General features: G+C 66.2%; 17 protein-coding genes and 1 pseudogene. 8 read left to right on the top strand and 10 right to left on the bottom strand.

Translation table 11 applies throughout. The features are described from left to right. The 9 genes and pseudogenes from AS93_RS0105490 to AS93_RS18785 all read right to left on the bottom strand — a co-directional run. Positions 1-236 (bottom strand): annotated as a pseudogene (locus AS93_RS0105490) (hypothetical protein); the annotation flags it as partial. A gap of 94 nt (positions 237-330) precedes the next feature. Further along, complete coding sequence (locus tag AS93_RS0105485) at positions 331-900, bottom strand: TetR/AcrR family transcriptional regulator (RefSeq protein WP_027589667.1); 570 nt, start codon at positions 898-900, stop codon at positions 331-333. Between the two features lie 190 nt (positions 901-1,090). Beyond that, on the bottom strand, positions 1,091-1,516 hold the full coding sequence (gene fliJ, locus AS93_RS0105480; RefSeq protein WP_027589666.1) for a flagellar export protein FliJ: 426 nt from the start codon (positions 1,514-1,516) through the stop codon (positions 1,091-1,093). Further along, a complete protein-coding gene (gene fliI, locus AS93_RS0105475) occupies positions 1,513-2,844 on the bottom strand; it encodes a flagellar protein export ATPase FliI (RefSeq protein WP_037008587.1) in 1,332 nt (443 codons plus the stop codon). The genes fliJ and fliI overlap by 4 nt, the downstream gene beginning before the upstream one ends. A 6-nt stretch (positions 2,845-2,850) precedes the next feature. Further along, positions 2,851-3,555 carry a flagellar assembly protein FliH gene (gene fliH / locus AS93_RS0105470; protein WP_027589664.1) on the bottom strand — a complete coding sequence of 235 codons (705 nt, stop codon included), beginning with the start codon at positions 3,553-3,555 and terminating at the stop codon, positions 2,851-2,853. An 11-nt stretch (positions 3,556-3,566) separates the two neighbouring features. Continuing rightward, a complete protein-coding gene (locus AS93_RS0105465; RefSeq protein WP_027589663.1) occupies positions 3,567-4,622 on the bottom strand; it encodes a FliG C-terminal domain-containing protein in 1,056 nt (351 codons plus the stop codon). Next, a complete protein-coding gene (fliF, locus tag AS93_RS0105460; protein WP_027589662.1) occupies positions 4,619-6,274 on the bottom strand; it encodes a flagellar basal-body MS-ring/collar protein FliF in 1,656 nt (551 codons plus the stop codon). Before fliF ends, AS93_RS0105465 begins: the two co-directional genes overlap by 4 nt. 19 nt (positions 6,275-6,293) lie before the next feature. Continuing rightward, positions 6,294-6,626, bottom strand: a complete 333-nt coding sequence (locus AS93_RS0105455; RefSeq protein ID WP_027589661.1) for a flagellar hook-basal body complex protein FliE — start codon at positions 6,624-6,626, stop codon at positions 6,294-6,296. A gap of 16 nt (positions 6,627-6,642) precedes the next feature. Further along, positions 6,643-8,022 carry a sigma-54 dependent transcriptional regulator gene (locus AS93_RS18785; protein ID WP_081798225.1) on the bottom strand — a complete coding sequence of 460 codons (1,380 nt, stop codon included), beginning with the start codon at positions 8,020-8,022 and terminating at the stop codon, positions 6,643-6,645. Positions 8,023-8,437: 415 nt separating this feature from the next. On the opposite strand from AS93_RS18785, the gene AS93_RS0105445 reads away from it, so the two are divergent. From AS93_RS0105445 to AS93_RS0105410, 8 genes are read left to right on the top strand one after another with little or no spacing between them, the layout of a single operon-like run. Then, positions 8,438-9,271, top strand: coding sequence for a FliM/FliN family flagellar motor C-terminal domain-containing protein (locus tag AS93_RS0105445; protein ID WP_027589660.1), 834 nt, complete (start codon positions 8,438-8,440; stop codon positions 9,269-9,271). Continuing rightward, entirely contained in the window at positions 9,268-9,648 is a 381-nt protein-coding gene (gene fliN, locus AS93_RS0105440; RefSeq protein WP_027589659.1) for a flagellar motor switch protein FliN, read from the top strand. Before AS93_RS0105445 ends, fliN begins: the two co-directional genes overlap by 4 nt. After that, positions 9,645-10,409 carry a flagellar type III secretion system pore protein FliP gene (gene fliP, locus AS93_RS0105435; RefSeq protein WP_027589658.1) on the top strand — a complete coding sequence of 255 codons (765 nt, stop codon included), beginning with the start codon at positions 9,645-9,647 and terminating at the stop codon, positions 10,407-10,409. The genes fliN and fliP overlap by 4 nt, the downstream gene beginning before the upstream one ends. A gap of 10 nt (positions 10,410-10,419) precedes the next feature. Beyond that, positions 10,420-10,692, top strand: coding sequence for a flagellar biosynthetic protein FliQ (locus tag AS93_RS0105430; RefSeq protein ID WP_027589657.1), 273 nt, complete (start codon positions 10,420-10,422; stop codon positions 10,690-10,692). A 3-nt stretch (positions 10,693-10,695) separates the two neighbouring features. Beyond that, positions 10,696-11,496 carry a flagellar biosynthetic protein FliR gene (fliR, locus tag AS93_RS0105425; RefSeq protein ID WP_027589656.1) on the top strand — a complete coding sequence of 267 codons (801 nt, stop codon included), beginning with the start codon at positions 10,696-10,698 and terminating at the stop codon, positions 11,494-11,496. Continuing rightward, a complete protein-coding gene (gene flhB, locus AS93_RS0105420; RefSeq protein ID WP_027589655.1) occupies positions 11,489-12,631 on the top strand; it encodes a flagellar biosynthesis protein FlhB in 1,143 nt (380 codons plus the stop codon). Before fliR ends, flhB begins: the two co-directional genes overlap by 8 nt. Then, entirely contained in the window at positions 12,628-14,724 is a 2,097-nt protein-coding gene (locus AS93_RS0105415; RefSeq protein ID WP_027589654.1) for a flagellar biosynthesis protein FlhA, read from the top strand. The genes flhB and AS93_RS0105415 overlap by 4 nt, the downstream gene beginning before the upstream one ends. 49 nt (positions 14,725-14,773) lie before the next feature. Then, on the top strand, positions 14,774-16,585 hold the full coding sequence (locus tag AS93_RS0105410) for a hypothetical protein (RefSeq protein ID WP_027589653.1): 1,812 nt from the start codon (positions 14,774-14,776) through the stop codon (positions 16,583-16,585). Positions 16,586-16,605: 20 nt separating this feature from the next. Here the strand turns inward: AS93_RS0105410 and AS93_RS18780 are convergent, their stop codons facing one another. Then, entirely contained in the window at positions 16,606-16,971 is a 366-nt protein-coding gene (locus tag AS93_RS18780; RefSeq protein ID WP_051587347.1) for a PilZ domain-containing protein, read from the bottom strand. Positions 16,972-16,983 lie beyond the last annotated feature (12 nt).

Here is a 16,983-nt window from a genome sequence, read left to right as displayed (position 1 = left end):
GCGATGCCGGCCAGCGGGCCGAGCCACTTGGACGCGCCGCTGGCAGCGGGCGCCGCGGCGCCCGGACGCGCAGCCGGCGCCTGCGCCTGATTCTGCTGGGCGGGAGCGGCCTGGCGGGTCTGGTGGGACGGCGCGGAGCCGAAGCTCTTCTTGTTACCCAGACGTGCCGCGTCGGCATCCAGGGTAAAGGTCAGGCCCAGGCAGAAAGCCAGGGCGATACTGAGAAAACGCTGCATCAGGGATGTCCCTATTGATTGATTCACGCGCGTCATCTTGCCCAGTGGCCAGGGTGATTGCCAGCGCAGAATGTTTCTGGCTGCGACAGCCCGATCAATGCAGCAGGTAGCGCAGCGGGGCGCTTTCGAAGCGACGGCGAAGGTAGCGTCGGGTCTGGGCCAGGTCGGGATCGGGACGGCGCAGCCAGCGGCAGAAGGTGCGCAGGAACAGGCCACTGAGCAGGCATTCCTGGCCGATACGGTTCAGCCACGCACCCCGCAGTCGAGCACCGGCGCGCCACCACTGCACCACCCGGCTCAGGCTGTGCAGGCCCCCCAGTTGCAGGTGCAGATGCCCCGGCTCCAGCTTGTAGAGCAGCATCTGGCCTGCCAGCGCATGATGCGGCTCAAGCGCTCGCAACCAGGCCACCAGCAGCTCCTCGAGGCGCTCGGCGGGCAACAGGGCTGCCAGGTCCTCGTCGCGGGCACGTTCCAGCATCGCCTGTTCGGCGCGGGCGAACCAGGCGTCGACCAGGGCGTCCTTGTCGGGGTAATGGCGTGCGATGGCGTCCAGGCCGATGCCCAGCGCATCAGCCACTTCGTACAGCTGCAGGCGTTCCCAGCCGCGCGCTTCGGCAAGCGACAGGGCGGTGTCAAGAATCAGCGCGGCGCTCGTGTCGGACATGGCGATCACCTCGCCGGCAAGTATGGTCGGCCAAGCGCGAGCGACAGCGCAGCGCGACGGGTGGCCGGTAGCCGCTTTCGTGGGCCACGGCTTTGGTGGGAGCGGACTTGTCCGCGAGCTCTTTCGTGCAGGCCGCACCCAACAGCTCGCGAATGAATTCGCTCCTGCCGGGCGCCGTACCAGCCTGCCGCTAGGTCCCGGTACCGCGCCACCAGGACTGACTGGCCATCGCGTCCTGGATCTTCTGCTCCTGGCGCACCAGTTCGCGGTTCCACTCGTCGGACTTGGCGTCGATGAACTGCTCCAGCGCCTTTTCGCTGCGCATGGCGCGCAGCAGGTCGTTCTGCAGGCGTTCCAGGTGCTCCTCGGCGGTCGCCAGCTCACGCCGCTGCAGGTCGATCATCTTGTACAGGTTGGTCTTGTACTGCTGCTGGTTGAGGCGGTGCAGTCCGGTCTCCGCGCCGCCGACATACTCGCTCAGGCGGCCCAGGCCGCTGATGTTGTTGCGATAGCGCTGGCACAGGTTGCGCTGGTACTGCACGCGACCGAGCATCTGGCGCACGCGCATCTGGCGGATGGCGGCCAGCTTGCCGAGGGTATTCAGCTGGTCCTTCATCCGCGACTCCCCAGCAGCTGCTGCAGCGTGCGCACGCTGAAGTCGAGGTCGGCATCCTGGCCGGTTTCCTGGCGCAGGAAGCGCTCGATGGCGGGCGCCAGCTGCACGGCGCGATCGGTCTTCGCATCGGCGCCGGGGGTGTAACCGCCCAGCGGGATCAGCTCGCGGATCTTTTCGTAGGTGCTGTACAGCTCCTTGAGCTGACGCGCGGCGTTGCGGTGTTCGGGAGCGGACACCTGGGCCATGCAGCGGCTCACCGAGGCGCCGATGTCGATGGCCGGGTAGTGGCCGACCTCGGCCAGCTTGCGCGACAGCACGATGTGGCCATCGAGGATGGCACGGGCACAGTCGACAATCGGGTCCTGGTGGTCATCGCCCTCAGCCAGCACCGTGTACAGCGCACTGAGGCTGCCCGTTGGACTGGCGCCGTTGCCGGCGCTTTCCACCAGCTCCGGCAGCATGCCGAACACCGACGGCGGATAGCCCTTGGTGGCCGGCGGCTCGCCCAGCGCCAGGGCGATCTCGCGCTGGGCCATGGCGTAGCGGGTCAGGGAATCCATCAGCAGCAGCACGTCCTGGCCGCGGTCGCGGAAATAGGCGGCGATGCTATGGCACAGATCAGCGGCCTTCAGGCGCATCAGCGGCGACTCGTTGGCCGGCGCCACCACCACCACCGCCTTGCGCAGGCCTTCCGGGCCGAGGGAGTGCAGGATGAATTCCTGCACCTCGCGGCCGCGCTCGCCAATCAGTCCGACCACCACCACGTCGGCCTTGGTCTGCCGGGTGATCATGCCCAGCAGCACGCTCTTGCCCACGCCGCTGCCGGCGAACAGGCCGACCCGCTGGCCCTTGCCGAGGGTGAGCATGGCATTGATGGCGCGCACGCCGACGTCCAGCGGCTCTTCCACCGGGCGCCGGCGCAGCGGGTTGACCGGCGGCGGCAGCGGCGGCAGCAGGTCGTGGCCGGTCAGCTTGCCCTGCTCGTCCAGGGGCTCGCCGAGGCCGTTGACCACCCGGCCAAGCCAGGAATCGTCGATGCGCAGGCGCGCTTCCTCGCGGATCGGGAAGATGCGCGCGCCGGTGGCCAGGCCCAGCGGCTTCTTGAACGGCATCAGGTAGGTGATTTCGCGGTTGAAGCCCACCACCTGGGCTTCCAGCAGGCTGCCGTCGGTCTGCTCCACGTAGCAGCGCTGGCCGGTCGGCTGGTGACAGCCGAGCCCTTCCAGGATCAGCCCGGAGACCCGCACCAGGCGTCCGCTGACCTTGGCCAACTGAACGCTGTCGAGGGATTTCAGGGCCTCGTCGAGGGCATCACTGTCCAGCAGCATGGCCGATCAGTCCTCGACCTTGAGGTGCCCGGCCAGGGTGTCCATGCAGGCGTCCAGGCGCTGCTGGCAGCCGATGTCGGCTTCCGCCTCGGAGGTGACCACGCGGCATTCGCCATGGGCCAGACGGTCGTCGGGCACCAGCTTCCAGCGCCGCGCGCGTTCCGGGTCGATGTCGCGAATGCGTGCGCACTCCTCGGGATTGAGGTGGATCTGCACGTCCTCGTGATTGCCGGGCAGGGTGTTGAGCACTTCCTCGGCCAGGGTCAGCAGCTGTGCCGGATTCAGCGTCAGCTCGACGCGGATCACCTGCTTGGCCACCTTGGCGACCATTTCCAGCAGTTGCTCGCGGCGGCCGCGCTCGTATTCGCTGACCGCCACGCGGAAGGATTCCATCATGCGGTCCAGCGGCGCGCAGGCCTGCTCGAACTGGCGCCGCCCCTGCAGCCGGCCGTCTTCCAGGCCCTTGGCCAGACCCTCCTCCAGGCCACGCTGGTAGCCTTCGGCGCGGCCGACTTCGACGCCCTCGTCGCGGCCTTCCTGGAAACCGCGTTCCTGGCCTTCCTGATAACCCTCGGCCAGCGCGCGCTGCAGCGCGGCCGGATCGGCCGTCAGCGCGTCCTGGCCGTCGCCGGCCGCCACGCCACGATGGCGCGGCGGAAAGCGGTAGACGCGCCAACCACGGGCGTCGCCCCGAATCACTCGTACCGTCATGCGCTCACCTGTCACTCGACCGTCTGTTCACGGAACAGCTGGATCTGCAATTCGCCGTCGGCCGCCATTTCGCGGACGATGGACATGATGTCCTTGCGCACCTGCTCGACCCGGCTGATCGGCACCGGGCCCTGGCGGCGCTTGATGGTTTCCATCTGCTGCGCCTGACGGCGCGGCATGGCCCCGAGCACGGCCTTGACCAGCTCGGGCTCGGCGCCCTTGAGGGCCACCACCCACTCTTCCAGCGGCACGGCTTCCAGCAGGGTCTGCAGCACTTCCTGGCTCTGGCGGGCAAGGATGAAGAAGTCGTACATCTGGTCTTCGATCTTGTCGACCAGCGATTCGTCGTGCCCGCGCAGCAGTTCGAACATCTGCATGCGGTCGCCCTTGAAGCGGTTCATGATGTCCGCCACCTGCTTCAGGCCGCGCACCTGCGAGCCCTGGGTGGACAGCACGCTGAGGCTGCGCTCGATCAGCTGCTCCAGCTCGGCAATCACGTCGCCGCTGATCTCGTTGAGGTTGGCGATGCGATAGAGCAGGTCGTCCTGCTGCTCGACCGGCAGGGATTCCAGCACCTCGGTGGCCTGTCCCGGCGGCAGGAAGGCGATGAACACCGCCTGCATCTGGGCGTGCTCGCTGGCGATCAGCGTGGCCAGCTGGCGAGGGTCGAGCCATTCCAGCTTGGACATCTTGGCGCGAATTTCCTCGCCGTAGATGCTGTCCAGCAGGGTGCGGGTGATCTCCCCGCCCAGGGCCTTGGCCAGCATGTCGTCCAGGTAGTTGCGACTGGCGCCCTTGATGCTGCTCTGCTCCTTGTAGTCCTCGAAGAAGCGGCCGATCACGTCGGTGACCTGGCTCAGCTTGATGTTGGACAGGCGCGCCATGGCCTGGCTGACGGCGATGATTTCCTCGCGGGAGAAGTGCTTGAGCACGCCGGCGGCGGCCTCCTTGTCCATGCTGAGCATGAGGATGGCGGCCTGCTCGACCGGGCTGGGCAGGCTGTTCGTGGTGACTACCCGGCTCGTCGGCTCGCTCGGGGTGGTGCTGTCGCTGGTTTGCGTACTCATGCTTTCTTCTCGTTACGGCCGATCCAGTGCTTGAGCACTTCGGAGACCCGCTCGGGCTCGTGCAGGGCAAGCATCTGCAGGTGTTCGATCTGGTGCTCGAGACCCGAGCCGGGCGCCGGCAGGCGGATCTCGGCCAGCGGGTTGAGCTCGCTGAAGATCTTCGGCAGGGCGGGAGCCGGTGCCTCGGGCGCAGCGGGCGCCAGCAGGTGCGAATCGTCGCTGACCAGCGCGGCCTGGGCGCTGGCAGCCTGTGCCGCGGCGGCCTCGGCTTCGGCGTCGTCCTTGCGCGGGCTGAGGGCGCGGATCGCCGGACGCACGCCGAACAGCAGGATCAGCAGGCTGACCAGTCCGGCCAGGCCCAGCTTGCCCCACTCCAGCACCTTGTCGTCCTGCCACCAGGCCAGCTCCGGCTCCACGATCGACAGGGGCGCGAAGGGCAGGGTGCTCAGGGCCAGCAGGTCGCCACGCTCGGCGTTGAAGCCTGCGGCGGTACGCACCATGGTTTCCAGCTGGGTCAGCGTCTCGGCCGGCCAGCCGCCCTCGGGCGCCACGTCGGCATTGATCACCACCGCCACGCTCTGCTGGCGCAGGCGGAAGGCCGGGTGCTTGATGTGTGTGATGGTCTGGTCGTAGTCGTGGCGGCGGTTGCTTTCCAGGCGCGTGGAGGTGGCCGCACGGTTCTCGGCATCGCCTTCGGCGTTCGGCGCGTTGGCGATCGGCCGGTTGGTCAGCGAGCCGGGCACGCCCAGGGCCAACTGGTCCAGGGTGCGCTCGTCACGGGTCACCTCGCTGCGCAGGCGCGGCGTATCACCGTACACCTGCTGGGTTTCCTCGCGCTGGCTGAAGTCGATGTCAGCGGCGACGCTGACCCGGTAGTTGCCCAGGCCCAGCACCGGTGCCAGCACCTGCTCGATGTTGCTGGCAACCTTCTTCTGGTACTCCTCGTTGGCCTTCCACTGCTGGGTTGGCCCGGTGCCGCCGGCCGCCAGGGCGCGGGTCAGAAGCACGCCGTACTGGTCGACAACGTGCACGTCTTCGGGCTTGAGGTTGGGCAGGCTGCCGGCCACCAGGTTGGCGATGGCGGTGACCTGGTCGGGTTCCATGCTGTAGCCGGGGTCCAGTTGCACCATCACCGAGGCCTTGGCCGGGGCGCGCTTGCCGACCACGAAGGAGTGGCTCTCCTCCTGGGCCAGGTGCACGCGGGCCGAGTTCACGCCGCGCAGGGTCATGATGGTCTGTGCCAGCTCGCCTTCCAGGCTGCGCTTGAAGCGCACGTTCTGCACGAACTGACTGGTGCCCAGTGGCTCTTCCTTGTCGAACAGCTCGTAACCGGCCGGGCGGCTGACCTTGATGCCCTTGGAGGCCATCAGCATGCGCGCGCGGGCCAGGTCCGACTCGGCGACCAGCACCTGGCCGTTCACCGGATGCACCCGGTAGCGCACGCCCTCGGCGTCCAGCACCTGCATGACGTCGGAAACCTGATAGGTCTCGCCGCTGCCATACAGGGGCCGCAGCGTTTCGCTGTCGCGCCAGAGGTAGAAGACCACCAGCATCGCCAGGATCGCGGCCACCGCGGCCAGGCTGGCCAGGAACCAGCGGGGGTCGAGCTTCAAGCCCCGCTCGTGGAATTTGTTCAGTAGGTTCTGCAGCACGGGTCGGCTCTCGTGACGCTTACAGCGGCGTCTTCAGGATCTCGTCGAAGGCGGTGGACAGTTTGTTGCGTACCTGCAGCAGGGCGGAGAAGGACACGCTGGCCTTCTGGCTGTCGACCATGGCGCCCACCAGGTCGTCGCTTTCGCCCATCTCCACGGCACGCTGGGCGGCACTGGCACGGTGCTGATCGGCGTCCACCGCGCGAATCAGTTGCTCGAAGGACACACCGAAACTGCCCGGCTGAGCCTCCTCCGAACGCAGCGCCTCGCGCACCGCGCCGCCCTGGGCGACGCTGGTGAACTGCTGCATGCGCGTGAGCATGTCCATGCGCACCTGTGTGATTGAATCCATGCCCGTCTCCCGCCGGTCAAATGTTGATCTGCATGCCCTGCTCGCGCATGGCATTGAGGCGATAACGCAAGGCGCGCGGGGTCATGCCGAGGCTTTGCGCCGCCTTGGCCTTGTGCCCGTCGAAACGCCGAATGGTGTCCAGCACATGTTGGTATTCGGCCAGTTTGCCGCTGGCTTTAAGCGCGGCCCGCCCGCCGGTACCTTCGAGCGGCGCGCTGGCGAGGCTCGCTGCGGCCGGCTCGGCGACCGCCAGGCCGAGGTCGACCGGCTGGATGAACAGGCCGTTGCGCAGCACCAGCGCGCGTTGCAGGGTGTTTTCCAGCTCGCGCACGTTGCCCGGCCAGGCGTGGTGCAGCAACGCCTGGCAGGCGCTTTCGGTCAGCAACTGATCGGGGTCTTCGTGGGGGGCGCAACGCTGAATGAAGCTGCGCGCCAGCGGCAGGATGTCCTCGCGGCGCTCGCGTAGCGGCGGAATGTGCAGCGGCAGGACGTCGAGGCGGTAGAGCAGGTCTTCGCGGAAGCGCCCCTGGGCCACTTCCTCGCGCAGGTCGCGGTTGGTGGCGGCGATGATGCGCACATCCAGCTCAATGTCGCGTCGACCGCCCAGTCGCTCCACCCGGCGTTCCTGCAGCACGCGCAGCAGCTTGGCCTGCAGGCCGAGCGGCAGCTCGCCGATCTCGTCGAGCAGCAGGGTGCCGCCATTGGCCAGCTCGAACTTGCCCGCCTGGCTGCTGACCGCACCGGTGAAGGCACCGCGCTCGTGACCGAACAGCAGGGATTCAAGCATCGCCTCGGGGATCGCCGCACAGTTGACCGCCACGAAGGGCGCCCCGGAGGTCGCACCGAAGCTGTGGATGTAGCGGGCCATGAGCTCCTTGCCGGTGCCGGTTTCGCCCGTGATCAGTACCGGCATGCGGGTCAGCGCGACACGCTGGGCCATGGCCAGCAGGCGCCGGCCGGCGGCCGACTGGCTGACGAAGCCCTCGCGCGCCAGCCCGGCCTGGGCATGGCGCTGCAGCAGGGCGGTGACCTGGGTGGCGCTGAACGGCGCCAGCAGGTAGTCGATGCAGCCCAGTTCGAGCAGGCGCGCCGCCACGGCCTGGTCGGCGTACTCGACGATGGGCACCACATGCAGGCGCTGGCAGCTCACCAGCGGCAGCAGGCGCACTTCGAGGGCGGCGATATCCAGGTCGCGAACGAACAGGAAGAGGATGTCCAGCCGTGCCTGATGTGCAACGGCCGGCGCCGGAAGCTCGGCGAAATGCTCGACGGCGCAGCCGGCGGCCTGCAACTGCTGCAGCAGCAATGCATAGCTGTGATTGTCCCGACTGCCGACCACGCCGATCACCGGCGAAGTTATTTCAGCGGCTGCTGGTCGCTCATTGAAGTTATGCATATACCAATCCAGGGAAGTCACGTTTCAGGAACGTACAACGACTACCTTCTTTCCCGCGCAATAAGACCAACGGCCAAACTGGGATTGCCGCGGCGGCAGGTTTTGCACATCTATTCGTACGGGTCGTGGCTGCAATTTACGCAGCGAGTGTGGCACGCTAGCAGCCAGTTGCCACTGTGCCCAGTACCGGACGCGATTAATACCCTCAGCCGCCATCAAAATCAATGAAACGGGGGCTTTTGATCTTTTTTGATTTAAGGTTTCGCCACCCCTGCCGATAGGGTTGCGGAATGGGGTAGGCGCGCCTGGCGAGACGGCGCGGCCAGCGGCTCGGCGACTCGCGCCGAGACCCGAATCCGATGGACAGCATGACCCGACCACGGATCGCTTACTTATATTCAGGATGTTCCACACCATGACTGGCAACCCGAAAGTGCTCCATGATGTGCCGGCGGACAAATTGCTCCGCCTCAAGCCGCACAAGCTGGGCCGGCATTATCACAAGGTGCCGATTTTCATTAAGGAAAGTTCCAGCAAACATCCGCGCATCATTGCCGATTATTTCCTGCGCAACTTTCGCATCACCCTGGAATTGATCCAGGTCAACGTACACGAGGAATATCCGCACGAGCCCGCGCTGCGTTTGAACAGCCCGCTGGGCCGCATCGGCTTTTCCATCGACCGCGCCCTGCTGGCGGAAATTCTCGAAAGCTATTACGGCGGTACTTCGCTGGCCGGCGAGCTGCCGCCGCCGAACACTTCCGAACAGCGCCTGGGCGAGCGCCTGGGCCGGGAAGTGGCCGATCTGTTCGGGCGCATGCTGCTGGGCGGCAAGTCCATCGGCAGGCTGGAGCGCTACGAGAACGCCTACGAGGAAGTGCACTGGGAGTACGTCGCGGAGTTCCGTTACCAGGCGCCGAGCGGCCTGCAGGGATCGCTGTTCCTGTTCCTCGATCCCGACGTGGTCGACGAGCTGACCAGCCAGGTGAACGATCGACCCGCGCCGCGCCAGGACTGCGATCCCGTCGCACAGATCAAGCAGCTGCCGCTGCACCTGGACTGTGTGCTCGCCTCGCTGCAGATGAGCCTGGCCGACGTGCTGGCGCTGCGCCCCGGCGACATTCTGATGACCCGCTTGCGCGAGCCGGTCGAGGTCTGCGTCAACCAGCATCCGCTGTTCCGCGGCAGTATCTTCGAGGAAAGCGGCAGCCTGTTTCTAACCTCTCTGGAAAGTGTGAAGAACCCATGACCGGACACCTGTCGAACAGCGACTTGGACACCCTGATCAGCGACGCCGACCTGAGCCTCAACGATCCCGATCCGCTTGCCAGCCTCCCCGAGCCCGCCGAGCCGCAGCAGCGCCTGCCCCAGCAGGACCTGAGCTTCTTCGGCAAGATCCCCGTGCATGTCACCCTGGAGGTCGGTTCCAGCGAAGTCACCCTGCAGGACCTGATGTCCGTGGACGTGCACAGCGTCATCGCCCTCGACAAGCTGGCCGGCGAGCCGCTGGACGTGAAGGTCAATGGCGCACCCTTCGCCAAGGCCGAGGTGGTGGTGCTCAACGGCAACTACGGGCTGCGTATCGTCGAACTCAACAGCAACGGTCTGTCCGGTCTGAAGCCATGATGGCGCGCCTGCTGGCCGTGGCCGGCATTCTGGTCGTCACGCTGCTGCTGCCGTTTCCGGCATTCGCCCAGGAAGCCGGCGGCGGCGAGATCACCCTGTTCAACCTGAACGACACGGCAAACGGCCAGACGCTCAGCGTCAAGCTGCAGATCCTGGTGCTGATGACCCTGCTGGGTCTGGTGCCGGCGATGCTGATGCTGATGACCTGCTTCACGCGCTTCATCATCGTGTTGGCCATCCTGCGCCAGGCCATGGGCCTGCAGTCCAGCCCGCCCAACAACGTGCTGGTCGGCATCGCCCTGGCGCTGACCCTGCTGGTGATGCGCCCGGTCTGGCAGGAGATCCACACCCAGGCCTACGAGCCGTTCCAGAACGACCAGATCACGTTCGAGCAGGGCCTGTCCCAGGCCAAGCAGAGCATCAGCCGCTTCATGCTGGCGCAGACCAACGAGACGGCGCTGGCCACCATTCTCGACCTGGCCGGCGAAGAGCGCCCCGCCGACATCACTACCCTGGACTTCACCCTGCTGCTGCCGGCGTTCGTGCTCAGCGAGCTGAAGACGGCCTTCCAGCTCGGCTTCATGATCTTCGTGCCATTCCTGGTCATCGACCTGGTGGTGGCGAGCGTGCTGATGGCCATGGGCATGATGATGCTCTCGCCGATGATGATCTCGCTGCCCTTCAAGCTGATGGTCTTCGTGCTGGTGGATGGCTGGACGCTGCTGGTCGGCACCCTGACGTCCAGCCTGCAGCCCCTCTAGAGGTAGTGCCGTGCTCACTCCGGAAATCGCCGTCGACCTGATCAGCCACGCCGTGCAGATCACCGCCCTGATCGTCTGCGTGCTGGTGATTCCGAGTCTGATCGGCGGCCTGCTGGTGGCGATCTTCCAGGCCGCCACACAGATCAACGAGCAGATGCTCAGCTTCCTGCCGCGCCTGCTGATCACTCTGGCCATGCTGGTGGTCGGCGGTCACTGGATCCTCGGCACGCTGATGGACCTGTTCATCCAGACCTTCCGCCAGGCAGGCGGGCTGGTCGGCTGAGGCATGAATTCCGGGCAGGCACTTTTCGAGGCCAGCCAGTGGCTGCTGGCCCTGCAGCTGTTCTGGTGGCCGTTCGTGCGCATCATGGCGGCGCTGAGCATCGCACCGCTGTTCGCCCAGCGCTCGCTGCCGGTGCGCGCCCGCCTGCTGCTGGCCCTGGTACTGACCGTCGCGCTGCTGCCCACCCTGCCGCCCGCGCCGGAAATCGACGTGCTGTCGCCGGCCGGCGCGCTGGCCACCATCGAGCAGATCCTCTTCGGCCTGCTGCTGGGCCTGATGCTGCAGCTGGCCTTCGCCGTGTTCACCATCACTGGCGAGCTCATCTCGACGCAGATGGGCATGGGCATGGCGCGCTACAACGACCCGGTGAACGGCGTGTCTTCCACGTCGATCGTCTACCAGGTGTTCTTCATCCTGCTGATGCTGGTGTTCGTGGCGCTGGACGGCCATCTGCTGGTGGTCAGCATCCTGCACAAGAGCTTCACCCTCTGGCCGGTGGGCAGCGGGCTGCACTACTTCGGCTTCCAGGCCTTCGTGCACGCCATGGCCTGGGTGCTGGCCGCCGCACTGCTGATCGCCCTGCCGGCGGTGTTCTGCCTATTCCTGGTGCAGTTCTGCTTCGGCCTGCTGAACCGCATCTCGCCGGCCATGAACCTGTTTTCCCTGGGCTTCCCGCTGGCCATCCTGGTCGGCCTGCTGTGTCTGAAGCTGCTGGTGCCGCACCTGCCGGAAAACTACCTGAACCTCAGCCGCCAGCTGCTGGACAACCTGGCCATCCTGCTGCCGGGAGGCCTCGATGGCTGAGAACCAGTCCAGTCAGGAAAAAACAGAACAGGCGACACCCCAGAAGCTGCAGAAGGCCAGGGAGGATGGGCAGGTCACCCGGTCGCGCGACCTGGCCACCATGGTCTCGCTGCTGGCCACCCTGCTGCTGCTGCGCATCTTCTTCGACTACATGCTCGACGGCTTCGACCAGATTTTCACCGGCTCGTACATCAACTTCGCGCGCAGCGAGCTGACCCCCAATGACGTGACCCAGGTGCTGCTCAACGGCATCCTGACCTTCATCCTGATCCTGCTGCCGTTGTTGATCGCGCCGCTGGTGGTGATTCCGTTCGGGCTGATCCCCAGCGGATGGATGTTTGCCAGCAAGAACTTCCATCCCAAGCTGAGCAAGCTCAACCCGCTGACCGGCCTCAAGCGCATCGTCTCGATGCAGAACCTCACCGACTTCCTCAAGTCCTTCCTCAAGGTGCTGATCCTGATCGCCATGGGCTGGATCCAGATGGTCTATACCCTGCCGCGCCTGATCGCCCTGCAGAAGTCCGATCTGGCCACGGCCCTGGGCAGCGCCTTTTCCCTGACCTTCGACATGCTGATCATGATGATGGCGGTGTTCGTGGTGTTCGCCGCCATCGACGTCCCCCTGCAGCGCTTCCTGTTCATGAAGAAGATGCGCATGACCAAGCAGGAGGTGAAGGAGGAGTACAAGAACCGCGAGGGCAAGCCGGAGGTGAAGGCCCGCATCAAGCGCCTGCAGCGCCAGCTGGCCCAGCGCCAGATCAGCAAGGTGCTCAAGGATGCGGACGTGGTGATCACCAACCCGCTGCATTACGCCGTCGCGCTGAAGTACGACCTCAAGAAGGCCCAGGCCCCCTATGTGCTGGCCAAGGGGCATGACGAAACCGCCCAGTTCATTCGCGAGAAGGCCATGGACCTCGCCATCGAGGTGCTGCCCATCCCGCCCTTGGCCCGTGCCGTGTACTTCACCACCCAGGTCAACCAGCAGATTCCGACCGCCCTGTATCAGGCGGTGGCCCACGTACTGACTTACGTCCTGCAGCTCAAGGCCTACCGGCGCGGCACCCGTCGCGCCGCCCCGGTGCTGCCCAAGGAACTGCCCATTCCCTCTTCACTTGCCAACCGAGCGTCAACATGAGCCCAATGCAGCAATTTTCCGCCACCTTGCGCAACGGCAAGATCGGCATCCCCGTGGTGGTGCTGTCCATCCTGGCGATGATCATCCTGCCGCTGCCGCCGCTGGTGCTGGACATTCTGTTCACCTTCAACATCGGCATGTCGATCCTGGTGCTGCTGGTCTGCGTCTCGACCCGCACGCCGCTGGACTTCTCGCTGCTGCCGACGGTGATCCTGGTCACCACACTGCTGCGCCTGACGCTCAACGTGGCCTCCACGCGCATCGTGCTGCTGGAAGGCCATAACGGCACCGACGCCGCGGGCAAGGTGATCGAAGCCTTCGGCGAGGTGGTGATCGGCGGCAACTTCATCGTCGGCATCATCGTCTTCGTGATTCTCACCATCGTGAACTTCCTGGTGATCACCAAGGGGGGCGAGCGCATCGCCGAGGTGACCGCGCGCTTCACCCTGGACGCCCTGCCCGGCAAGCAGATGGCCATCGACGCCGACCTCAACGCCGGCCTGATCAACGCCGACGAGGCGCGCCAGCGCCGCGCCGCCGTGGCCAAGGAATCCGACTTCTACGGGGCCATGGACGGTGCCGCCAAGTTCGTGCGCGGCGACGCCATCGCCGGCATCCTGATCCTGCTGATCAACCTGATCGGCGGCTTCGCCATCGGCATGCTGGTGCACGACCTGTCGGCCGGCGACGCCTGGCGCCTGTACGCGCTGCTGAGCATCGGTGACGGCCTGGCCGCGCAGATTCCGGCGCTGCTGCTGTCCACCGCCGCGGCGATCATCATCACCCGCACCAACGAGTCGGCGGAAATCACCGGCCTGGTGCGCAAGCAGATGCTCGCCCAGCCGTCGACGCTCTACACCGTGGCCGGGGTGATCGCCGTCATCGCCCTGGTGCCGGGCATGCCGCATCTGGCCTTCATGAGCTTCGCGGCGCTGATCGCCTTCGTGGCCTGGCGCACCGCCAAGTTCGCCCCGGTGGAGGAGGCCGAAAGCCTGGAAAAGATCGCTGCCCTGAGCCGCGACCTGCGCCAGGACAAGCCGCAGCCACTGGCCTGGGAAGACATCCCGCTGGTCGAGCGGCTGTCGGTATCGCTGGGCTACAAGCTGGTCGGCCTGGTCAACGACGCCGGTGGCTCGCCGCTGCCGCTGCGCATTCGCGGGGTGCGCCAGACGCTCTCCGAGCAGCTCGGCTTTCTGCTGCCGGAAGTGCACATTCGCGACAGCCTGCGCCTGAAGGCCTCGCAGTACGCCATCTACATCAACGGCGAGCGCATCGACGGCGCCGAGCTGTACCCGGACCGCCTGATGGCGATCCCCTCGGCCAAGCTGTACGGCGAGATCGACGGCATCCTCGGCACCGACCCGGCCTACCGCATGCAGGTGGTGTGGATCGACCCGGCGCTCAAGAGCAAGGCGCTCAACCTCGGCTATCAGGTGATCGACTGCTCCAGCGTGGTAGCGACCCACCTGAACAAGATCATCCGCGAGAACCTGGCGGAAATCTTCAAGCACGATGACGTCGATCACCTGATGCAGCGCCTGACCGTCCTGGCCCCCAAGCTGGCGGAAAGTCTCAAGACCGCGCTCAGCTACACCCAGCAGCACCGCGTATACCGTCAGCTGCTGCAGGAAGAAGTGCCGCTGCGTGACATCGTGACCATCGCCACTACCCTGCTGGAAGGCAGCGAAAGCACCAAGGACCCGATCCTGCTGGCCTCCGACGTGCGCTTCGCCCTGCGCCGCACGCTGGTCAACGCCATCGCCGGCGAACGCAGCGAGCTGGGCGTGTTCGTGCTGGAAAATGCGCTGGAGAACACTCTGATGGGCGCCCTGGGCATCGCCCAGCAACAGGGCACCGTCAGCCTGGACAACATTCCGGTCGACCCCGCGCTGCTCAACCAGCTGCAGACCAGCATGCCGGTGGTCAAGGAACGCCTGCGCAAGGACGGCCACCCGCCGATCCTGGTGGTCATGCCGCAACTGCGCCCGCTGCTCGCCCGCTACGCACGGGTGTTCAGCCCCGGGCTGCACGTGCTGTCGCAGAACGAGATCCCCGAGAAGGTGGCGATCAATATCGTCGGAACGCTGGGCTGAGCCTGCGGGGCGCCAGTTGGCGCCCCGCGCCGCTCTGAAAGGAAAGATCATGCCCATCCGTCTCGTCATTTCAGCCCTGGCACTCGCCCTGGCAGTGCCGGCGCACGCGGCGCCCGTGGCCCTGGTCCGGGACTACACCTACCGGGCCAGCGAGAACGACTCGAAAGTCAGCGCACGCAAAGCCGCGCTGCAACAGCTGCAGGCCCTGGCCATCGAGGAGGTCGGCGTGCAGGTGCAGGCGTCGCTGGACAGTACCGAGCGCCTGGATGGCGAAACCTTCTCCCGCACCGTACAGAACAACATCCAGTCCTTCGCCCAGGCGCTGACCCGCACGCGGATCCTGGAAGAACAGTGGGACGGCGAGCACTTCTTCCTCAGGGCGGAGATCGAAGTCGACCCCGACGGCCTGGGCAAGCAGCTGCGGGGACTGCAGAAGGGCACCAGCACCGACCCCTGCGCCGCCAAGGCGGCCGAATACCAGACCCTGGGCAAGAAACTCCCCGGCGCGCAGCGCACCGCTGAACTGCTGGCGCTGTCCCTTTCCGTCCCCTTCGACTACAACTGCCATCGCTGGCAGTACGATCTGGCGCCCGCGCTGATCCGCGGCCAGCATCCGCTGCCGGGTTACCGGGACTACCTGTTCGCCCAGTCGAAGAGCGTCCGCCCCGAGGAAACCGAGCTGGTGCTGCCCCTGGCGATCGACGCCGCGCTGCGCCAGAGCGAGCTTTCCGCAACGGAGTGGCAGCAGGTTGTCGAGGGGCTGGCACGGGTCCGGCCGGCCTACCTGCCACGCAGTCTCGCGCCACTGTCCAACCACACCCGAAGCCAGAAGGCCGATGCCCGCCCGGCGCCGGGCCACCGGCAACCGGCCGAGCGGCTGGCGGAGCAGATCGAGCAGTTGCTCAGCCTGGCCGGCGCTGGGAGGCTCGCCACTCCGCCAATGTCACGGGGCGAGCTGGCCCATGAGCTGTACCGGATCATCCGGCACAACCAGCCTCTGCTGGCCGCCGAGCTGCTGGCCCGGGAAGCGCCAACCATCAGCCGGCCCGACCTGCTGCTCAAAAATGTCGCGGAGGCGTTCCTGCGCAGCACCCCGCTGGAGCCCGAGGGAGGTCATGGGAAGGCGCTCGATCGCCTGCTGACCCGCATCGACCACGACTGGCAAGGGCTGCAGCGCCAGCCGCTGCAGGACGTCCACCAGTTGCTTCGCTCACTGGACGCGCGCAACGAAGCCGGGACGCAGCAGATCATCGACCGGCACCGCACGCTGTTTGCCAATACGCTGACAACCTACCCGCACGTCGACGCCCTGACGCGTGACAGGCTGTTCATTCGCTATCAGTTACCGGGCTCGACGGCCTGCACGCCTGCCAAGTGCGCGCGCCAGCTGTTCAGCGACGAAGGGGCCTTCGAGGCCAGCGTGCTGCTGCTGGCACACGGTGCACAGGCCGGCAGCCAACAGGCAGAGGTGGTGCGCAAGCTGGAGCGACTGAGGGTGCAGCGCACCGGCTATCGGCGCATCGAGACGAAGGCCAACCTGATCACCTTCCTGACCCGCCATGGTCGCGCCGACGCGCAGACCGTCGCCCTGATGATCCAGTTGCTGGGCGATCTGGATGACGGTGATTTCCCCCGGCAGAGTCGCCAGGCACTGGTGGCCTTCTACCCGGGCAGCCTCGATGCGCTCCTGCAGGCCTTTCCCTCACAGGAGCGCCTGGTGCAGCAACGCATACTGGAGGTGCTAGGCGAGATGCCCGCCGATGCCCGTATCCAGGCGTTCCTGCGTGGACTGGCGGGAGAAACGCCACACCTGCGCTTCGCCATCGAGGATGCGCTGGCGGCGCAGGTGGGCAAGTCATAGCGCCAGCCGACCGGCGGCGCTCAGACGCGCCGCTTCGGCAGGCTGGTTTCCGACAGCCCCAGGCTGTGGCTGAGGCTTTTCACCAGGTTCTCGAACGCCCGCGAAGGCTCCAGCACCCGCAGGCCCTGCTCGTAGCCACGGCGAAAATTCTTTCGCGTCCACTGGCAGATCACCGTGAGCGGGATCTGCTGCTCGGGCGTCAAGTCGTTCTTGGGCACCTCCAGCACGATCTCGTACTGCTCCCCGGCAGTGAACGTCTCCTCGCCAATCAGGCGCAACCCACCCAGCGAAACGTCGGCAGCGTAGCCCAGCGATACATTGCGGGCAGGATCACGCACATCGATTCGCATCCCTTTGATGAACGGAAAGCGGCTGAACTTACGCATTTCTTCGGCTCG

It is taken from the genome of Pseudomonas sp. RL (assembly GCF_000647775.1).
Lineage (GTDB): Bacteria > Pseudomonadota > Gammaproteobacteria > Pseudomonadales > Pseudomonadaceae > Serpens > Serpens flexibilis.
The sequence above is the reverse complement of the archived record's forward strand: the minus strand, read 5'-3'. Positions and strand labels throughout refer to the sequence as shown.